Raw genomic sequence first — 20098 nt, 5'->3', positions numbered from 1 at the left:
CGACCACTTGCCGAACAGGATGCGGTCGCCGGCCTTGACGTCCAGCGGGACGAGCTTGCCGGCTTCGTCGCGGGCGCCGGAACCAACGGCGATGATCTCGCCTTCCTGCGGCTTTTCCTTTGCCGTGTCGGGGATGATGATCCCGCCGGCAGTCTTGGATTCGGATTCAACCCGGCGTACGACCACGCGGTCATGAAGCGGGCGGAACTTCGACTTTGCCATTTTTTATTCCTCGATGAGAATGGTGAGAACAGTTCCTCCGTCCGGCGGAGCCGGACAACCTATAAGCCCGGCGGCGCCGGACCTACGCTTAGCACTCACCAATGGCGAGTGCTAACGTGGCGGTGAGATAAGCCGGTGGCTGGCGAGAGTCAAGGCGAGAGAGAGGGTACCGCCGCGCGAAATTATTTCCATCCCGCAACGCGATTGTGGAAAATCTCAGTTGCTATCAGAGATCTGGTCGAAATCTTACTGACAGTTGGAACGGAATCAGTGTCCGAGGCGCAAGCCGATCTCCCGAGTTTCAAAATCAAGCAGCAGGCTGTTCTTCTCGAAATATCGGATGCCGACAATGTTGTGCTCGAGCCCAGGAACGATCTCTACCTCAGGATTGTATGTGGTCGTGAAGTTCCAATTCTCCTGGCCGTCAGTTTTTACCAAGACCTTCGTGCCGGCCTTCAATGACGTGCGAGGCTTCGAGGCGTCGGTTGCGACCATAATCGTTGAATTGGCTGTGTCGTAGAGCGTTGGCCGGCAAATCGGTTCAGATCCCCATGAGAGACAGGAGTCGAGAGTGGGAAAATTGTATCGCCAACTGGCCTGTTTCCACTTTTGCACCCTGAAGTCTTTTTTAACATCTTTCGGCACGCCGATGTGGAGCGCCTCCACCTGCGGACAGTTGCCGTCCTCGTTCGTGCAGACCTTCCACTTGGTGCCGATCGGAGAGAGATAATAGCCCCTGTGCAGGCCGGGTCCAGCGCTCACGTACGCCATCGGGGACTTGATCATCCGGTCTGGTCCGCCTCCGCCAACGGGAGAGATGCCGAAAATGCCCTTGGGCCAAAGCGGGCCACCAACGATTTCTCCGGTACTGCGCCTGACTTCTTTGTAACGGATGAGGAATGGGATTGAGGTCTCGGTGGAGACCGGAGAGTCCGGCGAACCAAAAGTCACGCGAGCGTAGGCAACGTTGCCGTACTCATCGTAGGTCCCATAGTTCATAACTGCTTTTTTGGTGGTGACCGTTATCCCGTCTATCTCCTGATCCTGCGTAATCTTTATTCCTGTGTCTGAACAGGTCTCGGCGGGCAGCACCGATTTGCAATCGATCGTCATTCCGCTCGATCCGGTATCGAGCAGCAACGGTTGGTTGACCGTCCGATTGCCCAAAGAAAGAATTTTCACATAGAGCATGCGAATGTTCTTTGGCTTTCCCGGGTACTCCAATTTGATTAAGGGCACCTTAGTTGGAAGCCCTTCGGCGCCGACTGAGGCGGGTAAAAAGCACGACTGGACTGCAAAAATTAGCAGTAATGTCACCAAAAAATTCTTCATTACCCCCGCCCGTGTTACTGGCCGGCGCAGTTCCAACAATCCAGAATGCGCGGACACGATGATCTTTGCAATAGGATCGCCTCACCCGATGAAGCTAAATTCAAGATCTTCGGGTCGTGCGAACGTGTCTATGCTCTTCTCCTCAGCGCCCCCTGCGGACCAAACACCAAAGTGAGCATCCCGCGCCAGCGGATAGGAGCCGCTCGCCCGACGCGCACTTCGTCGAAACTGATCATGCCAAGCGTCGCGAAGCAATAAGTCGAAGGCCTCATCCGCCGAATTGGACAATGCCCTGTTTCGAACTGATAGTTGACTAAGTCAAAGAAATGGTTGATCTTGTGCGGGGCAGGAGGATGCCATGACGATTCATCATCAACCCGGCAGGGAGCGGATCGATGCTGTGCGGAGCTTCAACCGCTTCTACACCCGCCAGATCGGGCTGCTCGACGAAGGGCTGCTGAAAAGCGCCTTCTCGCTGACCGAGGCTCGGGTGCTTTATGAACTGGCGCATCGCGACGGCCTGACCGCCACCGATCTTGCGCGCGATCTCGGGCTCGACCCCGGCTATCTCAGCCGGTTGCTGAAAAAGTTCGAGGAGCGCGGCCTGGTCGAGCGCGCGACGACGCAAGCCGATGCGCGGCGCTCGTCGATTACGCTGACACCGGCGGGAAAAGCGGCGTTCGCGCCGCTGAACCAGGGTTCGCACGATCAGGTCGCGGCCTTGCTCGACCGGCTTCCCGCTCCGGAACAGGACAGGCTGGTCGAGGCCATGCGGACGGTGCAACTCCTGCTGGGCGAGAGTGCAGAGCCCAGGGTCCCCTACATGCTGCGGCCCTTGCAGGTCGGCGACATCGGCTGGATCATCCATCGCCAGGGCCTGCTCTACGCGCAGGAATATGGCTGGGACGAAACCTACGAGGCGCTGGTCGCCGAAATCCTCGGCGCCTTTGTCAAATCCTTCGATGCGAAATGGGAACGCAGCTGGATCGCCGAGCGGGAAGGGGAAGTCGTCGGCTCGGTCTTTGTCGTGCGTCAGTCGGACGCGGTGGCGAAGCTGCGCCTGCTCTATGTCGAACCCTCGGCGCGCGGTCTCGGCATCGGCAAGCGGCTGGTCGAGGAATGCATCGGCTTTGCCCGAGCGAAGGGATACAAGACGTTGACGCTGTGGACCAACGACGTGCTCACCTCAGCGCGCCGCATCTACGAGGCGGCCGGCTTCAAGCTGGCCGACCAGGAACGTCACCACGCCTTCGGCAAGGATCTGGTCGGCCAGAACTGGAACCTGGAACTGTAGCGTTGCTTCATGCCTTGACTGGTATCCAGATTTCCAGCCCGCCATTGCCGCTGCGCGGATCGAACTCGGGGCCGTAGCGCTCGAATTCGGGCGCATCGGCGACCTCGTGCCCGGAGGCCGGCAGCCATTTGTTCCAGATCGTGTTGACCGCACGGCGGATGGTCGAGATGTGGTCACGATGGGCGAACACGGCGTATTTCTGCGCCGGCACGCGCACGCGCGAAAACTCCCTCGGCAAGTCCGAAAAATCGGACACCTCGACGCCGGCGATATAGTCGAAATTGCCTGCATCGTCGCCGTTGACGCAAACGCCATAGGCGACGTCGCCGACCTCGCCCGGAATATTGCCGATATAGGGGCCGAACCGCTGCCATTGCATCGGGATGCCGGCGCTGGTTTCGCAGCTGTAGCGTTCGCCGAGACCGGCGATGAGAAACGGCCGGCTGGTTTCGAAGCGCGGCGGCTCGAGATTGGTGAGGAATGACTGGTCCATCAGGATCGGCTCCACGAGATCGAGATTGTCGAGCGAGCCTTGCGCGCGCACCAGTTCCGGCGTGGTGCCGAACTGGTCGCGGAAGGCGCGGGTGAAGGCCTCATGCGAGGCGTAGCCGGCGTCGAGCGCGACCGAGAGGATGTCGGGCGCGCCGGCGGCGAGCCTGCGCGCCGCCTCGGTAAGCCGGCGAGAACGCACGTAGCCCATCACCGAACGGCCGGTCGCCGCACCGAAAGCCCGCGTCACGTGAAAGCGCGACACGCCACTGCTCTTGGCGACATCGTCGAGGGAGACTGCTTCCGGCAGATGGCTTTCGACGAACCACAGCGCTTTCTCGGTCGGGTTCATACGGCTCCTCGCATTGGCCCAGTCTTCGCATTGGCCCAGTCTTCGCATTGGCAAAGTCATGGTGCCGTCTGCTTGCACAGTCAGTTTGATCGAAATTGCGCATTGCGCAAATTCGACCGACCATCGGTCAATTTCAGCGTGCTCAATCGCAATTTTGCGAGCGACCCTGAATGACTGCCATGCCCACTTGCCGGCTTCTGGCACAATGTCGCTCCTTGAATGATGAGCACGCTTATAATATATGCAGCTCATGGTTTCCGACGGCATCGACAGATTGGGCTTTTTGATCCACGACGTGCAGCGCCTGATGCGCAAGCGCTTCGAGGCGAGGGCCAGCGGGCTCGGGCTTTCCTCGGCGCAATGGCGGCTTATGGTCCGCGTCGCCAAGGAAGAAGGCATCACCCAAGCGCGGCTCGCCGAACTTCTCGAGATCGAGCCGATCAGCGTGTCGCGCCTGGTCGACCGCATGGAGGATAGCGGCTGGATCGAGCGCCGTTCCGACGCCGCCGACCGCCGCGTTCGCATGATCTTCCCGACCGCCAAGGCGAGCCAGGCCTACGCCGAGATCAAGAGCCTTGCTGGCGAAGTCTATGAAGAATCGCTGACCGGCGTGTCGCCGCAAGATCGTCGGGTCCTGATCAAGGCACTGGAGACGATGGCCAGGAACCTGGCGGACGGCGAGCCGGCGCCCGGCGAAAAAATCGAGAGTGCAGAAGGCGCAGCAGCATGAACGCGGTAGCCAAGGTAGATGAGAATGCGACCAAGCTGGAGATGGAAGCTCCCGCGCAGCCGGCGGCAACTCCGGTTACGGTCGCTCCGCAGCTAGAACCGGCGCCGGTGGCGCCGAAGAAGAAGCGCCGTGCCGGCCGCATCCTTTTGATGTCGGCGCTGCCGGTGGCGCTGATCGCCGGCGGCAGCTACGTCTGGGTGACCGGCGGCCGTTACCAGGAGACCGAGAACGCCAATCTGCAGCAGGCCAAGGTCACGATCGCCGCCGACACGGCCGGCCGCATCGTTCAGGTCGACATTTTCGACAACCAGTCGGTCAAGCAGGGCGATGTGCTGTTCGCCATCGATGCCGAGCCTTACCGGATCGCATTGGCCCAGGCCGGCGCGGCGGTCGCCGGCGCGCGCCTCAATGTCGAACAATTGCGTGCGGCCTATAGCCAGGCGGTAGCGCAGGAGAAGTCGGACGCCAGCCAGGTCGATTATGCGCAGTCGCAATACGACCGGGCCGCCGACCTGGCCCGCAAGGGCATCAACGCGGAGTCGTCGCTGGACGAGGCCAGGAACGATCTCGACAAGGCCAGGCAGCAACTGGCTGTGGCTCAGCAGGGCATCCTCAGCGCCAAGGCCGCACTTGGCGGCAATCCCGATATCGAAACCGACAGGCATCCGACCGTGATGGCGGCACTCGCCACGCGCGACAAGGCTGCCTACGATTTGGCGCAGACCACGGTGAGGGCGCCGGCCGACGGCATCGTCAGCCAGGCTGCCTCGTTCAAGGTCGGCCACTATGTCGGCCCTGGCACGCCGCTGTTTTCGCTGGTCGAGACCGGCGACACCTGGATCGACGCCAATTTCAAGGAAACCCAGCTCACCAATATGAAGCCCGGCCAGAAGGCTGAAATCGTGGTCGACACCTATCCGGACCGGACGTTCGAAGCCACCGTCAAGGCGATCGGCGCCGGCACCGGAGCCGAGTTCTCGCTGTTGCCCGCCCAGAACGCCACCGGCAACTGGGTCAAGGTCACCCAGCGCATTCCGGTGCGCCTGCAACTGGCCGATGCCGACGCCAAGATGGTGCTGCGCACCGGCATGAGCGCGACCGTCACGGTGGACACCGGCGTTTCCCGCGGGCTTCCGAGCATCTTCGGCCACGCCGCGGCGGGTGAAGCGCAATAGACGCCTCAACGTCATGAGCACGCCAGAACCCTTTCGCGAAGTGCCGCATCGCGGCCTGATCACCGTGGCACTGATGCTGGCGACGATCATGCAGGCGCTCGACACCACCATCGCCAACGTCGCGCTGCCGACCATGACCGGTGACCTCGGCGCCTCCCCCGACAACATCAACTGGGTGTTGACCTCCTACATCGTTGCCGCGGCGATCATGACGCCGGTGACCGGCTGGCTGGCCGACCGCTTTGGCCGCAAGGAGCTGTTCCTGACGGCGGTGGTCGGTTTTACCATCTTCTCCATGCTGTGCGGTCTGGCATGGAGCCTTGAAACCATGGTGCTGTTCCGTCTCATGCAAGGCGTATTCGGCGCGGCGATCGTGCCGCTGTCGCAGACCTTCCTGCTCGACATCAATCCGAGGGAACGTCACGGCCAGGCGATGGCTATCTGGGGCGCCGGCATCATGCTGGGACCGATCCTTGGCCCGACTCTGGGTGGCTGGTTGACCGAGAGTTTCAACTGGCGCTGGGTGTTCTTCATCAACCTGCCGGTCGGCATCATCGCCTTCCTCGGCATGGCCGCCTACTTGCCGGCCGTTGCAAGGCGGATACGGAGCTTCGATTTCTTCGGCTTCGCCATGCTCTCGCTTGGTGTCGGCGCGCTTCAGCTGATGCTTGATCGCGGCGGCGAGGTCGACTGGTTTTCCTCGGTCGAGATATGGATCGAACTCGGTCTTTCCATCACCGGCTTCTGGGTGTTCATCATCCACACCTTGACGGCGGAGCAGCCCTTCATCGACCCGAAGATATTCCTCGACCGCAATTTTGTGACCGGACTGGCGTTCATCTTTGTCATGGGCGTGCTCATTCTGGCGAGCATGGCGTTGCTGCCGCCAATGCTGTCGACCATCTTCGGCTATCCGACCCTCACCATCGGCATCGTCTTGGGGCCACGCGGCGTCGGCACGATGATTGCCATGCTCGTCGTCGGCCGCATCATGCACAAGGTCGATGCCCGAATCCTCGTCGTCATCGGCTTCCTGCTGACCGCGCAATCGCTCTACACCATGTCTAGCTTTTCACCGCAGATGGACAACTGGCTCATCCTCAGCTCCGGCGTCATCCAGGGCCTTGGAATGGGAATGGTGTTCGTGCCGCTGTCGACCGTGGCCTTCGCCACGCTGGATGCACGCTTTCGCACCGATGCCACGGCGTTATTCAGCCTGGTGCGCAATCTTGGCTCGTCGATCGGCGTATCGGTAGTGACGGTTCTGCTGGTACGCAACACGCAGGTCAACCATGCCGAGCTCTCGGCCTACATCAATCCGTTCAATCCCAACCTCTGGGCGGCGTCACCGGCAGCAGCGGGCGGCGATCCGAGGACGCTTTCGCAAGTGGACGGCATGGTCAATATCCAAGCGATGATGATCTCTTACGTCAATGACTTCAAGCTGCTGATGATGATGACGCTGCTTGCCATCCCGTTTGTTTTCCTGCTGCGCAAGCCAAAGGCTGGTCCGGCCGCCGGTCCCGCCGCGCATATGGACTGACGGCTCGTCGACGTGCCGGTCACCCCTTCTATTTGCCCAGAACAAGACTCCAGTAGCGCAGCGAGTTGTCGCGGCCGTCCCGCACATAGGCCAGGCCGAAGCGGGTGAAGCGCGGGTCGAGCATGTTGCGGCGGTGGCCGGCCGAATGCATCCAGATGTCGAACAGCTTCTGCTGATCGAAACGGCCCTCGGCGATGTTTTCGGCGGCAGCACCGGCAATACCGTTGCCCTTGACGCGCGAAGCAAATCCCTTGCCCCAGCCGGTCGAGTGGGTCATGCGGCCGCCGCGCGCCATATAGCCGGACTGCTGCAGGGCTGCCTGTTCGAGCTGAGGGTCGGGGACAAGCGGTTCGAGACCGGCCGAGGCGCGGATGCCCGCCAGCGTGCCGACGGCGGAGGCGGAGACTCCGGCGCCTTCGCCGGTGGGCAGCACAGTGGCGCAAGCGGCAAGCCCGGCCAGCGCGGCAAGGCCGGCTGCCCTAAGCAGCATTCGCCTGTTAAAGCTTGATCGGACTTCGCAATTTTCGATTTTCGCAACGGCCATGCCTGCCTGACATAGTGGCAATAGTGGCTTTTGCCGGGCAGGCGCTCAAAAATCTCCCTCGCTGCGGTCCGGCTTCTCAGTTAGCGACAAACCGGCACTTCCCGGGGCGGCTACTCGTAGCGATCGTGGCGGCGCACCCAGTCCATTCCCTCAGCTTCGTTACGCCCGTTTGGCATGAGGTCGAGCATGGCGTAGGTACCCATCATCACCTCCACACCGCGGCCGAAGGTGGAGTAGGTGTGAAAGACATCGCCAGCCTCATCGTTGTAGAAGGCGCTCAGGCCAGGCCATTCCTCGCCGGTTTCCCGCCATTCGCCGAAGTTGTAGTCGATGTGCCCGGTGGCGACCTCTTCGGGCGTGAAACTGACCCGGAAATCGTAGTTGAACGGATTGCCGTTCGAGGACACCCATCGGAACTGCCAGCCCATACGTCTGCGATAGCGCTCGATATCGGCAAGCGGCGCGCGCGAGACGGCGATCATGGTTACATCGTGATGCGCCAGATGCTTGTTCATGCCGTCGGTGTGGTCAGCCATGTATGAGCAACTCGGGCAGCCTTCCTTCCATCCCGGCGCGAACATGAAATGCTGTACGAGAAGCTGCGAACGGCCGTCGAAGAGATCGGCGAGCGCACGCGGACCATCCGGCGTGTCAAACACATATTCCTTCTCGACACGCACCCATGGCAGAGCGAGCCGCTCGCGTGCGACCTTGTCGCGAAGATGCGTGAGTTCTTTCTCCGCTCGCAGGAGGTCCCGGCGGGCGGTCAGCCAGTTATCGCGTGAAACGATTGTCAGTCTCCTTTGGTTTTGGCGATGGCAGTGTTGCAGTGCTGCGAACGGGCGGAAAAGAGCTTCAGCCACGGCGATACGTGAAAGAGGCTCATCAGCAGGTACATCACGGCCATGTCGTTGATAGGCATGAAAGGCGAGGCGGCAGAGCACATGGTCATGCCCGCCGGGCCGACAGCAGAAATCCAAGCCATCAGTGCAAAGGTCGGTGCGGCGGCGAGCCCGAGCCAGCGGGCAAAATCGACCGCCTGCCCGAGTAACGAAGTGGCTTTCTCTTTTGCTGCAAACATCGTCATTTCCGGTCCTGCGGTCGAATTCGCCGTTTCCAACTGTTGCGATGCTAAGATGCTACCTCGGGCGGAGGGCCGGGTGGGAGTTACAAGTGCGACGGGATTTCAATGGACTCGCTGATCACTGCCGCGGCCCGCGCTCTCTCGGCCGGCGACTCGCTTGCCACGTAAGAAAAGTGCTCGAAGCGTCCGGCGACGAACGCCGCGCATGCCGGCTATCTCGAAGCCGGCAACTCCTCCTCATCAGCCGTGTCGATGAGGCCGAAGAGGTGCTCGATGAGTTCTATACCGGCGCTCTGCCACGCGCTTCGCTGCGGCGGTGGCCGGCCGAATGCATCCAGATGTCGAACAGCTTCTGCTGATCGAAACGGCCCTCGGCGATGTTTTCGGCGGCAGCACCGGCAATACCGTTGCCCTTGACGCGCGAAGCAAATCCCTTGCCCCAGCCGGTGGAGTGGCTCATGCGGCCGCCGCGCGCCATATAGCCGGACTGCTGCAGGGCTGCCTGTTCCAGCTGAGGGTCGGGGACAAGCGGTTCGAGGCCGGCTGAGGCGCGGATGCCCGCCAGCGTGCCGACGGCGGAGGCCGAGACTCCGGCGCCTTCGCCGGTTGGCAGCACAGTGGCGCAAGCGGCAAGCCCGGCCAGCGCGGCAAGGCCGGCAGCTCTAAGCAGCAGTCGCCTGTTAAAGCTTGATCGGACTTCGCAATTTTCGAATTTCGCAACGGCCATGCCTGCCTGACATAGCGGTGATAGTGGCTTTTGCCGGGCAGGCGCTCAAAAATCTCCCTCGCTGCTCCCTTAGCCGTCCGCGAACCCCGCTGATGCACGCTACGGCGCGATATTCTCCAGGATAGCCGCCCAACTGTCGCCGGTAGCCGCATTGCTCTCGACAAGAGCACTCCTGCCGGCTATCTGGCAGACACTTGGCTGATCCCGGTATCGATCCAGGCACGCGTCTGTTCCAGAACTTCATCCGAAAGCGCGGGATCGTCGATAGCCCGGGCGAGGATCACTGCCCCTACCATCGCAGCCCAGCATCCGATCGCTGCGCGGCGTCTGTCTGCCGGATCCAACTCCGGCAGTGCCTTGCCGATACGGTCGATCTGCGATCGAAGGCCTTCGGTCATGGCCGAGCGTGCAGCCGGGGTCTGATGGCGGATGTCCGCAACAAGGCCCGCTGTCGGGCAACCACCGGCGGCGTTGTCGCGATGCCGGGGCGAAAGATAGGCATCTGCATAGGCGCGAAGGTCGCCCCCTCCGCTTGAGTCCGCGGCGAGGACATGGGCAAGGGTTTGGGCGATCAGGTCGTCCTTCGAGCTGAAATGGCCATAGAAGCCGCCATGGGTGAGCCCGGCGGCTTTCATCACTTCCGCCACGCTGACCGCGTCAAACCCCTTGTCGCGAAACAGCCGGCTGGCAACATCCAGAATTCGGCGACGGTTCTCCGCCATCTGTTCTCGACTGACCTTCATTTCAAAATTCTCCGCCGGCCCCGTTGACATTTACATGATGGGTATCATATTTAACGGCAATCATGATGATCGTCATGAATATAGAGCCCATCAGTGAAAAGAGCAATGCCATGACCATTCCGTCAGTCCTCATAACCGGCGCCTCCACCGGCATCGGAGCCGCCTATGCCGAGCGCTTCGCGCGCCGCGGGCACGACCTCGTGCTGGTTGCCCGTGACAAGGCACGAATGGAGGCTCTGGCGGCCCGTCTGCATCAGGAAAATGGCGTGGCGATCGACATCATCCAGGCTGATCTTACGCAGCCTGCCGAGCTTGCAACGGTAGAGACCAGGCTGCGCGATGACGCCAGCATCGGGATCCTCGTCAACAATGCCGGAACGGCCATCGGCGGAAGCTTTATCGAGCAGAGCACCGATGACGTCGCGCGGCTGGTTGCGCTCAACACGACAGCGCTTCTGCGGCTTGCCAGCGCCATTGCCCCGCGTCTTGCGGCCGCCGGCGAAGGGGCGATCGTCAACATCGGCTCCGTGGTCGGCCTGGCGCCGGAATTCGGCATGACGGTCTACGGCGCAACCAAAGCCTTCGTGCTGTTTCTGTCGCAGGGACTCAGCCTCGAGCTCGCGCCGAAGGGTGTCTACGTCCAGGCCGTGCTTCCCGCCACGACGCGAACGGAGATCTGGGAACATGTCGGCGCCGACGTCGACACGCTTTCCAACGTGATGGAGGTGGACGATCTGGTGGATGCGGCGCTGGTCGGCTTCGACCGCCGCGAACTGGTGACAATCCCGCCGCTACCCGATGCCGGGCAGTGGGACGCGCTTCAGGCCGCACGCCAGGCCATGCTTCCGAACTATCGGAACGAACATCCCGCCGAGCGGTATCGCTCGGTCGCCTGAGCACCGACGAAGCCGTTTCGATAAACGACCCCGCCGCGGCGTGGACAAACAAAGGTGATCCATGACGAGCACAACGCTGTTTGAGCCCTATACTCTCGGCTCGCTGACCCTCTCCAATCGTATCGTCATGGCGCCCCTGACGCGCAATCGCGCTGGCCCGGGCTTCGTTCCAGGTGATCTCGCCGCGCAGTATTACGGCCAGCGCGCGTCGGCCGGCCTGCTGATTTCCGAGGCCACGCAGATCTCGCAGCAGGGACAGGGTTACCAGGACACGCCCGGCATCTACTCCCGGGCTCAGATCGACGGCTGGCGCAAGGTCACGACCGCCGTGCACGCCAAGGGCGGGCGGATATTCCTGCAGCTCTGGCATGTCGGCCGCGTCTCGCACGTCGACCTGCAGGAGAACGGCGCCGCCCCCGTGGCGCCCTCGGCGATCCGGGCCGCGACCAAGACGTTCGTCGGCAACGGCTTTGTCGACGTTTCGGAGCCCCGCGCGCTGGAGCTCGACGAGCTTGCGGGGATCGTCAACGATTTCAGGCAAGCAGCCGCGAACGCCATCGAGGCCGGCTTCGATGGCGTCGAGATTCACGGCGCCAACGGCTATCTGCTGGACCAGTTCGCCAAGGACGGCGCGAACCTCCGCACGGATGCTTATGGCGGATCGGTCGAGAACCGCGCCCGGCTGATGCTGGAGGTTGCGACTGCGGTGGTCGAGGAGATCGGCGCTGAGCGCACCGGCATCCGGATTTCGCCCATCTCGCCCGCCAACGGCGTCTCGAGCAGCGCTCCCCAGGCGCAGTTTGACTATATCGTCGATCAACTCGACGTTTTGGGCATCGTCTACATCCATGTCGTCGAGGGCGCCACGGGCGGATCGCGCGATGTCGCGCCGTTCGACTTCGGATCGCTCCGCCGGCGCTTCAACAACACCTATATCGCCAATAACGGCTATGACCTCGAGCTCGCGGCGTCGCGGCTCGCCGAGGGCAAGGCGGATCTGTTCGCCTTCGGGCGACCGTTCATCGCCAATCCCGATCTTGTGGAACGGCTGCAGACGCGCGCGCCGCTGGCCACGTTCGATCAGGCGACGCTCTATGGCGGCGGCTCCGCGGGCTATACCGACTATCCCGCGATCGCCGCTTCAAGCCAGCGATGAGCCATCGGGGCGCCGCGCCGGCGCGGCCATCCCACATCAGACGGCCATAGCTAATCTGCCGTATCGGCTGACCTCGGTTTCGATCTCGGAGATCAGACTCTCCAGCGCTGGGTTCCTCGTCTTCCTCGCTCGCCGCACCACATAGGCAAGCGCCGGAGGCGCGGGCAGCCGGGTATCGATGATCTCCATGTCCGGACGCAGATGGCGGTCGCTGAGAAGCGCAACGCCCAGTCCGGCAGACACCGCGGCAACGATGCCTGCAGCGCTCGAGCATTCGAACACGGTTTCGAGGTCCGCTCCCCCGTCTTGCCCAATGTCGAGCGCCCAACGTCGGTAGAAGCAGTCGTCGTCGAAGGAGAGGAACGGGACAGAACCTTCAGTGTCCAACGATAGCTCGCGAGACTTGACCCAATGCAGGTCCTCGCGAAACAGCACGACGTCGGTCGGCCGAACCTCATGGGCAAATACCTGCACTATGGCGACGTCCAGTTCGCCGCGCTCGAGCATCGACCGCAGCACCAGGCTCATGCGAACCTTCGTTCTGACTGCGACCTGCGGGTGCAGGCGCCGGAAGCGCCCGAGGATTCGCGACAGGTCCGAGCATGTCGTGTCCTCCGTGAAGCCCAGCAGGATTCGGCCTGCCAAGTCCGACTTCGCGAGGCTCACCAGCGCCTCATCGTGTAGGTTCAATATCTTCGCGGCGTACTTAAGGAGACCATTGCCTTCAGAGGTAAACATACCGCCGCCGGGCCGTCGATCCAGGAGGTCATAGCCAAGGCTGGCTTCCAGACGCTTGACCTTGTGGCTCACCGCGGACTGCGTGAGACCGAGCGCTTCAGCCGCCCGTGTGACTCCTCTGTGCAGCTCGATGGCGCGCAGTGCGCGTAGGGAATCGATGTCGAGCCGCCTGCTGATGATTTCCGACATCTTGGCGTCCACTTTGTTGAGTTATGAAACCAAATGATATGATTGCATACAATTGGCAAGCATCGAATATATTAATTGCAGCAAAGTCATCTCTCAATCGAAATTTGTCATGTGCGCTGTTGCCGGGAGGGCGTTATTCCGGAGCCGAAATATCAAGCAGGTATCTGATGACCGCCCTTGCCATTTTCCCGACGGCTGTGACCCGATCCCGCCTCCTTTGGCCGCTGATGGCGGCGTTGCTCGTGATCGGCTGGAGTTCGGGTTTCGTCGGCATCAGATACGCGAGCGAAGAGGCCAGCGTGGCCGTATTACTGTTTTGGCGCACGCTGCTCTCGGGGATCCTCCTCCTTCCTTTCGCCTTGGCGTTCGGACCAAGGATGCACTTGCGCGCCGTGACGTCCCAGGTTGGGTTCGGTGTAATGGCGGTATTCATCTACCTGGGCGGTTTCGCGCTTGCGATCGAGCAACGGGTCCCGACCGGGCTGGTCGCGCTGATCTCCGATCTTGTGCCCCTGGCAATCGCCTCTATGTCACAACCTATTCTGGGCGAGCGGCTCACCGGACGGCAGTGGCTGGGCACGGCGATTGCCGTGACCGGAGTGCTGATAGTTTCCTTCGACAGCTTGAACTTCGGAACCGCCCCCTTGTGGGCTTACGCGCTAACCATCGGCTCCATGATGGTGTTCGCCCTTGCCTCCGTGCTTCGCAGGGGCCGGGAGTCGCTGCACATGCCCGTTCACCAGAGCCTCTGTATCCACACGCTGACCGGTGCGGTTCTATTCGGCATCTGTGGACTGGCACAGGGCGGGCTGGCACCGCCGATGACCCGCGAGTTCGCCATCGGGATGGTTTGGCTAGTGCTGATCGCCACCTTCGCCGCATACTCTTTGTACTACGCCATGCTGCACATGTTTCCCGTAGCCAAAGTCAGCGCCGCTATTTACCTGAGCCCGCCCGTCACGATGCTCTGGGCCTGGATGCTATTCTCGGAGCCACTCACACCAGCAATGTTGCTGGGCTTGGCTGTGACGCTGGTGGGTGTCTGGCTGACCTCGCGCGGATAAGTCCTATTGCATTCCGGCCGAGCAGACAGCACCCCGCGGCTTCCTCCTTGGGAGGTTTTTCAACACGGGCCGACACAGCCCCACCCGCCACCGTCACGCCGCGGGCCCGCATCGAAAAACCTTCACCAAAGCGGTTGTCCAGCCTCGGGTATCAAGCGTCAGGTTTTCACCACTGTCAGGCCGCCTTGACGAGCTTGGTTTCCGCCGTCGATGAGATCCCGCCGGCCCGATCGTCCTCGGTATCTCCCCACCAGTCGCCCAGGGCGTCGATGAGCGGCACAAGCTTGAGACCCGCTGCCGTGAGATCATAGTCGACGCGTAGCGGATAGCCGGTATGCGCCGTTCGCCGCACGATTCCGGCTTCCTCCAGCTTGCGCAGTTCCAGCGCCAGAATGCGATGCGACACGGTCGGGTTGTCACGCCTCAAGTCGCTGAAGCGCTTGGTCCCGTCCTTGAGATAGTAGAGCAGCAAGGTGGGCCAGCGACCGCTGAGCACACGCATGGCCTCTTCGATCGGGCAGCTTGAGACGACATCTTTCATGGGCGGCCCCTTGGTGTGGTTACAGAGTGGTCGTTACCCAGTGATGGTTACAGAATAGTGCGTAATTTACATGGGACGACCAGCGTTTAGGGTCAAGCTTCGCTGCGCAGCGTGATCCCTAAACATGGAAGAGACAAACAAATGGAACCTATCCTCCTTTACGGCGTCCCGGCGGGAAGTTCGATGGGGCTCGTCGCTGCTTTTGAACGCCTCGGACAGCCCTACCGCCTGTGCCGCGTCGATATGCTCACTGAAATGAAGAACGACGCCTATGCCCGCATCAACGGCCGTCAGGAAACGCCGGTGATGATCACCGACGAAGGCAGGGCGCTCACCGAGACCATGGCGATTGCCGCTTGGCTCGAAGCCCGCGACACGCAACGTCGCATCAGCTTCGACCCGCGCTCGCCGGAAGCCGACCGGATGCATCAGCTGATGGCTTTCGTGAACACCGGTTTCACCGCCGCTTTCACACCGCTCTGGGCTGCGTATGAAATGGAATCGGCCGAACCGGCCCTGCTGGCGACCTTGCGTGACTTTGGCCGCCAGGCCGTTGCCGAACGCCACGACCGGCTTGAGGCGATGATCGGCGACACCGACTTTCTGGTCGGCGACCGCCTGACGCTTGCCGATACCACGCTGATCGGCGTGGCCCGTTGGGCGGAATTCCACCAGGCGGTCGACGGGGCGGCTTACCCCAAACTGGCCGCCTTGCGCGGCAGGATCGAAAGCGATCCGGACGTACGATACGCACAGGCCATCGAGGACGGCGAAACGCCGGCGGGTTCGGGTGCCTGCCTTGGCCACGTTCCGCTGGCCGAGGTGATTGAACGATCTGGTGGCTAATGCCATTCAGCCACGACGCGCTTTAGACACGCCAGCGGCGCGGCACGGATGCGCCCTGTGCCGCGCCGCACTTGCTCAACCCCACCCGATTCGCGACAAGCACATCGAATTCGGCTATCATGCCATCGCACTTGAACTGGCAGCTACGGGCGGCCATCCTGGCGGTGGCCGCCCCCTTGAATACGGGAGAATGGGTATGGCCAGCTTTCATGTCATGTCGGACGCGCGTGGAATGCACGTGCAGCCCAGGGTGCGCCGCATCACCACGACGGACCTGATCGATGTGCTGCGGCTCGGCGTCGACGACTTTTGGGCAAAGCCATCGCATTACGTCTTCATGTGCCTGATCTATCCGGTGGTCGGATTGATCCTGGCGCAGTGGACGACATCCGGCGCCTACGCCATCCAGCTGCTTTACCCGCTGATGTCCGGCTTCGCCCTGCTTGGACCATTCGCCGCGATCGGGCTCTACGAGATCAGCCGCCGCCGCGAACTCGGCATGGACACGTCCTGGTGGCACGCACTTGAGGTGCGCCACTCGCCGGCGCTGCCGGCGATCGCGGTCATCGGCATCATGCTGGTGGCACTGTTCCTGCTCTGGCTGTTCACCGCGCAATCGATCTACACCAGCCTGTTCGGCGCTCAGCCGCCGGCCTCGATCGGTGGCTTTGTGCACGAGGTGCTGACAACGCCCAAAGGCTGGACGCTGATCCTGCTCGGCAATGCGGCGGGCTTCGTCTTCGCCGCGATCGTGCTGGCGACGACCGTCGTCGCTTTCCCGCTGCTGCTCGACCGCGATGTCGGCGCGGTCTCGGCGATCGAGACCTCGGCACGGGCGGTGATGACAAACCCGCTGCAGATGGCGCTGTGGGGCCTGATGGTCGCCGTGCTGCTGGTCATCGGCTCGATCCCGCTGTTTGCCGGGCTCGCCGTCGTCATGCCCGTGCTTGGCCATGCGACCTGGCATCTCTATCGCAGGCTGGTCGAACCGGAGCGGGCGCAGCCGGACCGGCGGCCGATGTAGGCGTAAGCGGCATTTGGCGCCACGTGTCGGTCGCCATCCGGACATCTCCTCACGCGGGGGAGATCGCCGTCGAGGCTTTCGCTCTACGATGTACCCCCATCCCTAGCCCCTCCCCACAAGGGGGAGGGAGACTTCCGTTGGCGCTGACCTCGGCAGATTGCCTGCCTTTCGGCGCCAAAGGGGAAGTTAAAGGCGCGCGGCAGCGTTCCCTCCCCCTTGTTGGGAGGGTTAGGGTGGGGGTCAGCCGACGATGCGCAGGTTCGACAATTCGTTGGCGATTTCCTTGAAATTGTCCGACAGCGTCGCTCCGGTCGCGTTCCAGAAAAGCTTGGCCGGTTTGGTCGGATCGGTGGGATCCTTGCGGAAGCGCGAGTCCGAGGAGCAGGCCTTCAGCGCGTCGAGTGCTTTCTTGTCGCCGGCATCGCTGGTCGACAGGTCGAGCGCAACGGTCATGACGAGAACGTTCGATTTCTTCGCGTTGGCGCAAAGGGTCTGCATCTGCTCGTCCAGCGCGGCGGTGTAGTTGGCGCCGGTATAGGTCGTCTTGCCGATGTCGGTGCTTGTGTTCATGAACAGGCGCGTTACGCTTCCAGACCCTGGATATGTCAGGCCGGTGTAACCGTAAGCGGCATAGGTCGACCTGTTGTTGGCATAGCCGCTGTCGCTGACGGCGCTGTATGTATTGGCGCCGTCGGTCAGCACGATGACCACTTTGTCGTTGCCCCTTTCGGCGTTCGGCCGGCCCTCGGTGAAAGGTTCATTGCTCGACACCGTCCGCCAGCCCCAGGCAAGGCCTTCCGGCACGTTTGTGTTGCCGTTCGGAGCCATGGCGTCGATGGCGTTGTTGATCTCCTCTTTCTGCGCAATCTGGCTCACGTCTTTGAGCGGTGTGATCGGGTTGGTCGTGCAGGACGCATTCGGGCCGTCGCCCGAGGCGGCCGACTTCGAGCCGTAAGGTTTGACCAGGAAATACTTGCGCATGTCCGACTGCCGCTCGGATGCGGTCGGATTTGCGGTGTAGGGCCAGTCGGCCCACCAGTTGTTGCCGTAGCCATAGGACAGATAGGTCACGTCGTTAGCGCCGTCACGGTTGAAATCGAGCCAGAGGGTGCCAGCCTCGTCCGGTGCAAACATCGGCACGAACAGCGTGGCAGGTGTGGCGGTATCAGGCGTCGTATCGTCGTTATTATACGGGTGCGGCCTCGCCTCCACGCAACCCTGCCAGCTCGCATAGCGGCTGGTGGTGTAGATATATTCTGGGGTGGTCCAGTGGCCGCTGCTGCAGTTACCTTTTTTGTTATAGGTGTCGCAGATATATTGCTTGGTGTTGGGCACTTCTTCGCGACCGGACTCGACGGTGATGTCGGCGTAGAGGCTGAAGCGGGTCAGTGGTTGATCCTGGGTTTCGCCCCAGCCGGCGCCGCGCTTGTACCAGACGCCGTTGAACTTCTCGGCGTATTTGTCCGGATCGTTGGCGGCGGTCATCTTCGTCCAGTCGAAATCCTCGTGCTGGATCGGGGAAATGCCGTCCTGGTCCATCCAGCTATCTTGGTCACGCGTGGGACCGACATTGACCGAAGCAGCGAACGGCACGAGGGAGAACTGCACCGGCTTGCTGACCTGCTTCATCTGCTGTGCCTGCAGCGCCAGCGTATCGACAAGCTGCTTGGCGGCAGTCTTCAGCAGGTCTATTCGCTTCGCGCCGGTGCCGGAACCGAGCTCGTTCATCGAGCCGGAATTGTCGAGCACAAGAGCTACTTCCAGCGTGTTCTTGAGGCGGATTTCCGAGCACGCCGTGAAGGTTGTACCGCTCGTTAGCATGGCGGCAGCCGGCAGAAAATAGGGCTTATACGTCAGGGTACTGCAGAGCTTCAACGTGCCGCCACCCGCATTGCTGTTGGGCAGGGTGACGGTAAGCAGTGTATCGGCCGGATCGACGGGGCCGAGATTGGCTTCGAAGAAAGTCTTGGCATAGGCCTTGGCGGCGTCGTCGGTTGCGCCAGAGACGATCTGCTGAGCGGTGGCGAGGCCGGCGGCGTCCAGGGCATTCAACGTATCGTGCTTCTGGCGAAGCAGTTCTGAGAAATCGACGCTGAGCGCCAAACCGCCCATGAGCGGCACCATCGTAATGGCCGTCATCAGCGTATAGTTGCCACGCCGGTCCCTACCGAATTTTCGGATCATTGTCTTCAGCACCCCGCCAGAACCCCTAGTCGGCGAAAATGCCATCAATCCTTAAATTTCAGATTGCTGAAAAACGTCCAACGTCGGCACACTTTTTCAGAGCTCGTTAACCACGCCGCCGATGCCGGCATTGCTGCGCGCGGCTGGACCGCCCGCCGAAGCCCTCAGAATGGGTGAAGCCTCGGCAAGAGCGGCTTGCGCGCTTGCCTTTGTCATTGCCAAGGCAATCCTGAAACCAGGGCAATCCTGAAAAATGTGAAAGCTGGTGACAGGGTCAAGAGCTTCGGTTAATGCGAACCTGCCGCGGCGGACCGTCGGCGGCGATGCTCGCAACCATCATGATATGGGAAACGATATGGCGGACTCGCCCGATATCATCGGCTCGCTTGCGGATTTGTCGGGAGCCTATGGTGCCATTCTTTGCGACGTCTGGGGTGTGGTCCACAATGGCGAACGGCATTTTCCGGCCGCGGCTCTGGCGCTGGCCACTGCGCGCGAGGCGAAGATGCCTGTCGTGCTGATCACCAATTCGCCGCGGCGCAGCGCCGATGTGGTGGTGCAGATGAATGCGATCGGCGTCCCCTCGGCGGCCTATGACCGCGTCGTAACCTCCGGTGACGTGACCCGCGATCTGATCCTGGAGGGCCCGCGAAAGATCTTCCACATTGGCGCCGATCGCGATTTCACGCTCTATGACGGGCTTGATGTCGAACTGGTCGAGGAGTTCGAGGCGTCCGGCGTGGTCTGCACCGGGCTATTCGACGACGAGGTCGAGAAGCCGGAGGACTACGCCGATCTTCTGCGGCGGCTGCGCGCCAGGAACCTGCCCTTCATCTGCGCCAATCCCGATATCGTGGTCGAGCGCGGCGAGCGGATGATCTGGTGCGCCGGGGCCCTGGCCCGCGACTATGCCCAACTCGGCGGGCGCACGCTGATCGCCGGAAAACCTTATGCCCCGGTCTATGACGTCGCGATGAAGGAGATCGCCGACCTGCTCGGCCGCCCGGTCGAGCGCTCGGACGTGCTGGCTATCGGCGACGGCATGATGACCGATATCAAGGGTGCTGCCGACAATGGCTTCGACGTGCTCTACGTGTCGGGCGGCATCCATGCCCGCGACTACGGCGATCCGCAACAACCGGATCCGGCCAGGCTGATCGCCTTTCTGGAAAGGCACGGCTACCGGCCGGTCGCGGTCATTCCGAGACTGCAGTAGGCTCGCTCG

Annotated in this window: 21 protein-coding genes; 10 read left to right on the top strand and 11 right to left on the bottom strand. The window is 62.0% G+C overall.

The window, feature by feature from the left end; translation table 11 throughout:
- Positions 1 to 222 (bottom strand): co-chaperone GroES (locus BQ8794_RS02220; RefSeq protein ID WP_135897332.1); only part of this gene is annotated, 222 nt, incomplete at its 3' end.
- A 267-nt stretch (positions 223 to 489) separates the two neighbouring features.
- The gene (locus BQ8794_RS02215) at positions 490 to 1554 is read right to left on the bottom strand and encodes a hypothetical protein (RefSeq protein WP_077372394.1); all 1065 of its coding nucleotides are present in this window, start codon (positions 1552 to 1554) and stop codon (positions 490 to 492) included.
- A 358-nt stretch (positions 1555 to 1912) separates the two neighbouring features.
- Between BQ8794_RS02215 and BQ8794_RS02210 the strand changes: the two genes are divergently transcribed.
- Positions 1913 to 2848 (top strand): bifunctional helix-turn-helix transcriptional regulator/GNAT family N-acetyltransferase, encoded by a 936-nt coding sequence (locus BQ8794_RS02210; RefSeq protein ID WP_077372391.1) that lies wholly within the window; start codon positions 1913 to 1915, stop codon positions 2846 to 2848.
- Positions 2849 to 2855: 7 nt separating this feature from the next.
- Here the strand turns inward: BQ8794_RS02210 and BQ8794_RS02205 are convergent, their stop codons facing one another.
- A complete protein-coding gene (locus BQ8794_RS02205) occupies positions 2856 to 3689 on the bottom strand; it encodes an AraC family transcriptional regulator (RefSeq protein WP_077372388.1) in 834 nt (277 codons plus the stop codon).
- A gap of 250 nt (positions 3690 to 3939) precedes the next feature.
- Here BQ8794_RS02205 and BQ8794_RS02200 point away from each other — a divergent pair, with 250 nt between their 5' ends.
- From BQ8794_RS02200 to BQ8794_RS02190, 3 genes are read left to right on the top strand one after another with little or no spacing between them, the layout of a single operon-like run.
- A complete protein-coding gene (locus BQ8794_RS02200) occupies positions 3940 to 4419 on the top strand; it encodes a MarR family winged helix-turn-helix transcriptional regulator (protein WP_077372526.1) in 480 nt (159 codons plus the stop codon).
- Positions 4416 to 5594 (top strand): HlyD family secretion protein, encoded by a 1179-nt coding sequence (locus BQ8794_RS02195; RefSeq protein ID WP_077372385.1) that lies wholly within the window; start codon positions 4416 to 4418, stop codon positions 5592 to 5594. The genes BQ8794_RS02200 and BQ8794_RS02195 overlap by 4 nt, the downstream gene beginning before the upstream one ends.
- Positions 5595 to 5607: 13 nt before the next feature.
- Positions 5608 to 7137, top strand: coding sequence for a DHA2 family efflux MFS transporter permease subunit (locus BQ8794_RS02190; protein ID WP_077372523.1), 1530 nt, complete (start codon positions 5608 to 5610; stop codon positions 7135 to 7137).
- Positions 7138 to 7165: 28 nt separating this feature from the next.
- On the opposite strand, the gene BQ8794_RS02185 is transcribed toward BQ8794_RS02190, so the two are convergent.
- The 5 genes from BQ8794_RS02185 to BQ8794_RS02165 form a co-directional block, all read right to left on the bottom strand.
- Complete coding sequence (locus tag BQ8794_RS02185; protein ID WP_077372382.1) at positions 7166 to 7681, bottom strand: CAP domain-containing protein; 516 nt, start codon at positions 7679 to 7681, stop codon at positions 7166 to 7168.
- Between the two features lie 110 nt (positions 7682 to 7791).
- The gene (locus BQ8794_RS02180; RefSeq protein ID WP_077372520.1) at positions 7792 to 8478 is read right to left on the bottom strand and encodes a DUF899 domain-containing protein; all 687 of its coding nucleotides are present in this window, start codon (positions 8476 to 8478) and stop codon (positions 7792 to 7794) included.
- Positions 8475 to 8768: a hypothetical protein gene (locus BQ8794_RS02175; RefSeq protein WP_077372379.1), complete on the bottom strand. Its 294-nt coding sequence runs from the start codon at positions 8766 to 8768 to the stop codon at positions 8475 to 8477. Before BQ8794_RS02175 ends, BQ8794_RS02180 begins: the two co-directional genes overlap by 4 nt.
- Positions 8769 to 9045: 277 nt before the next feature.
- Positions 9046 to 9492, bottom strand: coding sequence for a CAP domain-containing protein (locus BQ8794_RS02170; protein WP_077372376.1), 447 nt, complete (start codon positions 9490 to 9492; stop codon positions 9046 to 9048).
- Positions 9493 to 9671: 179 nt separating this feature from the next.
- Complete coding sequence (locus BQ8794_RS02165) at positions 9672 to 10235, bottom strand: TetR/AcrR family transcriptional regulator (RefSeq protein WP_077372374.1); 564 nt, start codon at positions 10233 to 10235, stop codon at positions 9672 to 9674.
- Between the two features lie 110 nt (positions 10236 to 10345).
- Between BQ8794_RS02165 and BQ8794_RS02160 the strand changes: the two genes are divergently transcribed.
- Positions 10346 to 11131, top strand: a complete 786-nt coding sequence (locus tag BQ8794_RS02160) for an SDR family NAD(P)-dependent oxidoreductase (RefSeq protein WP_174654349.1) — start codon at positions 10346 to 10348, stop codon at positions 11129 to 11131.
- Positions 11132 to 11192: 61 nt separating this feature from the next.
- Entirely contained in the window at positions 11193 to 12287 is a 1095-nt protein-coding gene (locus BQ8794_RS02155) for an alkene reductase (protein WP_077372368.1), read from the top strand.
- 36 nt (positions 12288 to 12323) lie between these two features.
- Here BQ8794_RS02155 and BQ8794_RS02150 read toward each other — a convergent pair whose 3' ends face one another.
- Positions 12324 to 13214: a LysR family transcriptional regulator gene (locus BQ8794_RS02150; protein WP_077372517.1), complete on the bottom strand. Its 891-nt coding sequence runs from the start codon at positions 13212 to 13214 to the stop codon at positions 12324 to 12326.
- A 167-nt stretch (positions 13215 to 13381) separates the two neighbouring features.
- On the opposite strand from BQ8794_RS02150, the gene BQ8794_RS02145 reads away from it, so the two are divergent.
- Complete coding sequence (locus BQ8794_RS02145; protein ID WP_077372365.1) at positions 13382 to 14278, top strand: DMT family transporter; 897 nt, start codon at positions 13382 to 13384, stop codon at positions 14276 to 14278.
- A gap of 175 nt (positions 14279 to 14453) precedes the next feature.
- Here the strand turns inward: BQ8794_RS02145 and BQ8794_RS02140 are convergent, their stop codons facing one another.
- Positions 14454 to 14819 (bottom strand): winged helix-turn-helix transcriptional regulator, encoded by a 366-nt coding sequence (locus tag BQ8794_RS02140; RefSeq protein ID WP_077372362.1) that lies wholly within the window; start codon positions 14817 to 14819, stop codon positions 14454 to 14456.
- A 141-nt stretch (positions 14820 to 14960) separates the two neighbouring features.
- Between BQ8794_RS02140 and BQ8794_RS02135 the strand changes: the two genes are divergently transcribed.
- The gene (locus BQ8794_RS02135) at positions 14961 to 15665 is read left to right on the top strand and encodes a glutathione S-transferase family protein (RefSeq protein ID WP_077372359.1); all 705 of its coding nucleotides are present in this window, start codon (positions 14961 to 14963) and stop codon (positions 15663 to 15665) included.
- A gap of 196 nt (positions 15666 to 15861) precedes the next feature.
- Entirely contained in the window at positions 15862 to 16689 is an 828-nt protein-coding gene (locus BQ8794_RS02130; protein WP_077372356.1) for a DUF2189 domain-containing protein, read from the top strand.
- 240 nt (positions 16690 to 16929) lie between these two features.
- Here BQ8794_RS02130 and BQ8794_RS02125 read toward each other — a convergent pair whose 3' ends face one another.
- A complete protein-coding gene (locus BQ8794_RS02125) occupies positions 16930 to 18873 on the bottom strand; it encodes a pilus assembly protein (protein WP_077372353.1) in 1944 nt (647 codons plus the stop codon).
- Between the two features lie 355 nt (positions 18874 to 19228).
- Between BQ8794_RS02125 and BQ8794_RS02120 the strand changes: the two genes are divergently transcribed.
- Positions 19229 to 20089 (top strand): TIGR01459 family HAD-type hydrolase, encoded by an 861-nt coding sequence (locus tag BQ8794_RS02120; RefSeq protein WP_077372514.1) that lies wholly within the window; start codon positions 19229 to 19231, stop codon positions 20087 to 20089.
- Positions 20090 to 20098: the final 9 nt, after the last annotated feature.

Origin of the sequence: Mesorhizobium prunaredense, assembly GCF_900156895.1 — a bacterium.
GTDB classification, from domain to species: Bacteria; Pseudomonadota; Alphaproteobacteria; order Rhizobiales; family Rhizobiaceae; genus Mesorhizobium; species Mesorhizobium prunaredense.
Note: the sequence above shows the minus strand (reverse complement) of the source record. Positions and strands in the feature narration are given on the sequence as shown.

Bases quoted from the DNA above. Each gene is read 5' to 3' on its own strand.
- BQ8794_RS02215 (WP_077372394.1), bottom strand. From the start codon at position 1,554: ATGAAGAATTTTTTGGTGACATTACTGCTAATTTTTGCAGTCCAGTCG.
- BQ8794_RS02210 (WP_077372391.1), top strand. From the start codon at position 1,913: ATGACGATTCATCATCAACCCGGCAGGGAGCGGATCGATGCTGTGCGG.
- BQ8794_RS02205 (WP_077372388.1), bottom strand. From the start codon at position 3,689: ATGAACCCGACCGAGAAAGCGCTGTGGTTCGTCGAAAGCCATCTGCCG.
- BQ8794_RS02200 (WP_077372526.1), top strand. From the start codon at position 3,940: ATGGTTTCCGACGGCATCGACAGATTGGGCTTTTTGATCCACGACGTG.
- BQ8794_RS02195 (WP_077372385.1), top strand. From the start codon at position 4,416: ATGAACGCGGTAGCCAAGGTAGATGAGAATGCGACCAAGCTGGAGATG.
- BQ8794_RS02190 (WP_077372523.1), top strand. From the start codon at position 5,608: ATGAGCACGCCAGAACCCTTTCGCGAAGTGCCGCATCGCGGCCTGATC.
- BQ8794_RS02185 (WP_077372382.1), bottom strand. From the start codon at position 7,681: ATGGCCGTTGCGAAAATCGAAAATTGCGAAGTCCGATCAAGCTTTAAC.
- BQ8794_RS02175 (WP_077372379.1), bottom strand. From the start codon at position 8,768: ATGACGATGTTTGCAGCAAAAGAGAAAGCCACTTCGTTACTCGGGCAG.
- BQ8794_RS02170 (WP_077372376.1), bottom strand. From the start codon at position 9,492: ATGGCCGTTGCGAAATTCGAAAATTGCGAAGTCCGATCAAGCTTTAAC.
- BQ8794_RS02165 (WP_077372374.1), bottom strand. From the start codon at position 10,235: ATGAAGGTCAGTCGAGAACAGATGGCGGAGAACCGTCGCCGAATTCTG.
- BQ8794_RS02160 (WP_174654349.1), top strand. From the start codon at position 10,346: ATGACCATTCCGTCAGTCCTCATAACCGGCGCCTCCACCGGCATCGGA.
- BQ8794_RS02155 (WP_077372368.1), top strand. From the start codon at position 11,193: ATGACGAGCACAACGCTGTTTGAGCCCTATACTCTCGGCTCGCTGACC.
- BQ8794_RS02150 (WP_077372517.1), bottom strand. From the start codon at position 13,214: ATGTCGGAAATCATCAGCAGGCGGCTCGACATCGATTCCCTACGCGCA.
- BQ8794_RS02145 (WP_077372365.1), top strand. From the start codon at position 13,382: ATGACCGCCCTTGCCATTTTCCCGACGGCTGTGACCCGATCCCGCCTC.
- BQ8794_RS02140 (WP_077372362.1), bottom strand. From the start codon at position 14,819: ATGAAAGATGTCGTCTCAAGCTGCCCGATCGAAGAGGCCATGCGTGTG.
- BQ8794_RS02135 (WP_077372359.1), top strand. From the start codon at position 14,961: ATGGAACCTATCCTCCTTTACGGCGTCCCGGCGGGAAGTTCGATGGGG.
- BQ8794_RS02130 (WP_077372356.1), top strand. From the start codon at position 15,862: ATGGCCAGCTTTCATGTCATGTCGGACGCGCGTGGAATGCACGTGCAG.
- BQ8794_RS02125 (WP_077372353.1), bottom strand. From the start codon at position 18,873: ATGATCCGAAAATTCGGTAGGGACCGGCGTGGCAACTATACGCTGATG.
- BQ8794_RS02120 (WP_077372514.1), top strand. From the start codon at position 19,229: ATGGCGGACTCGCCCGATATCATCGGCTCGCTTGCGGATTTGTCGGGA.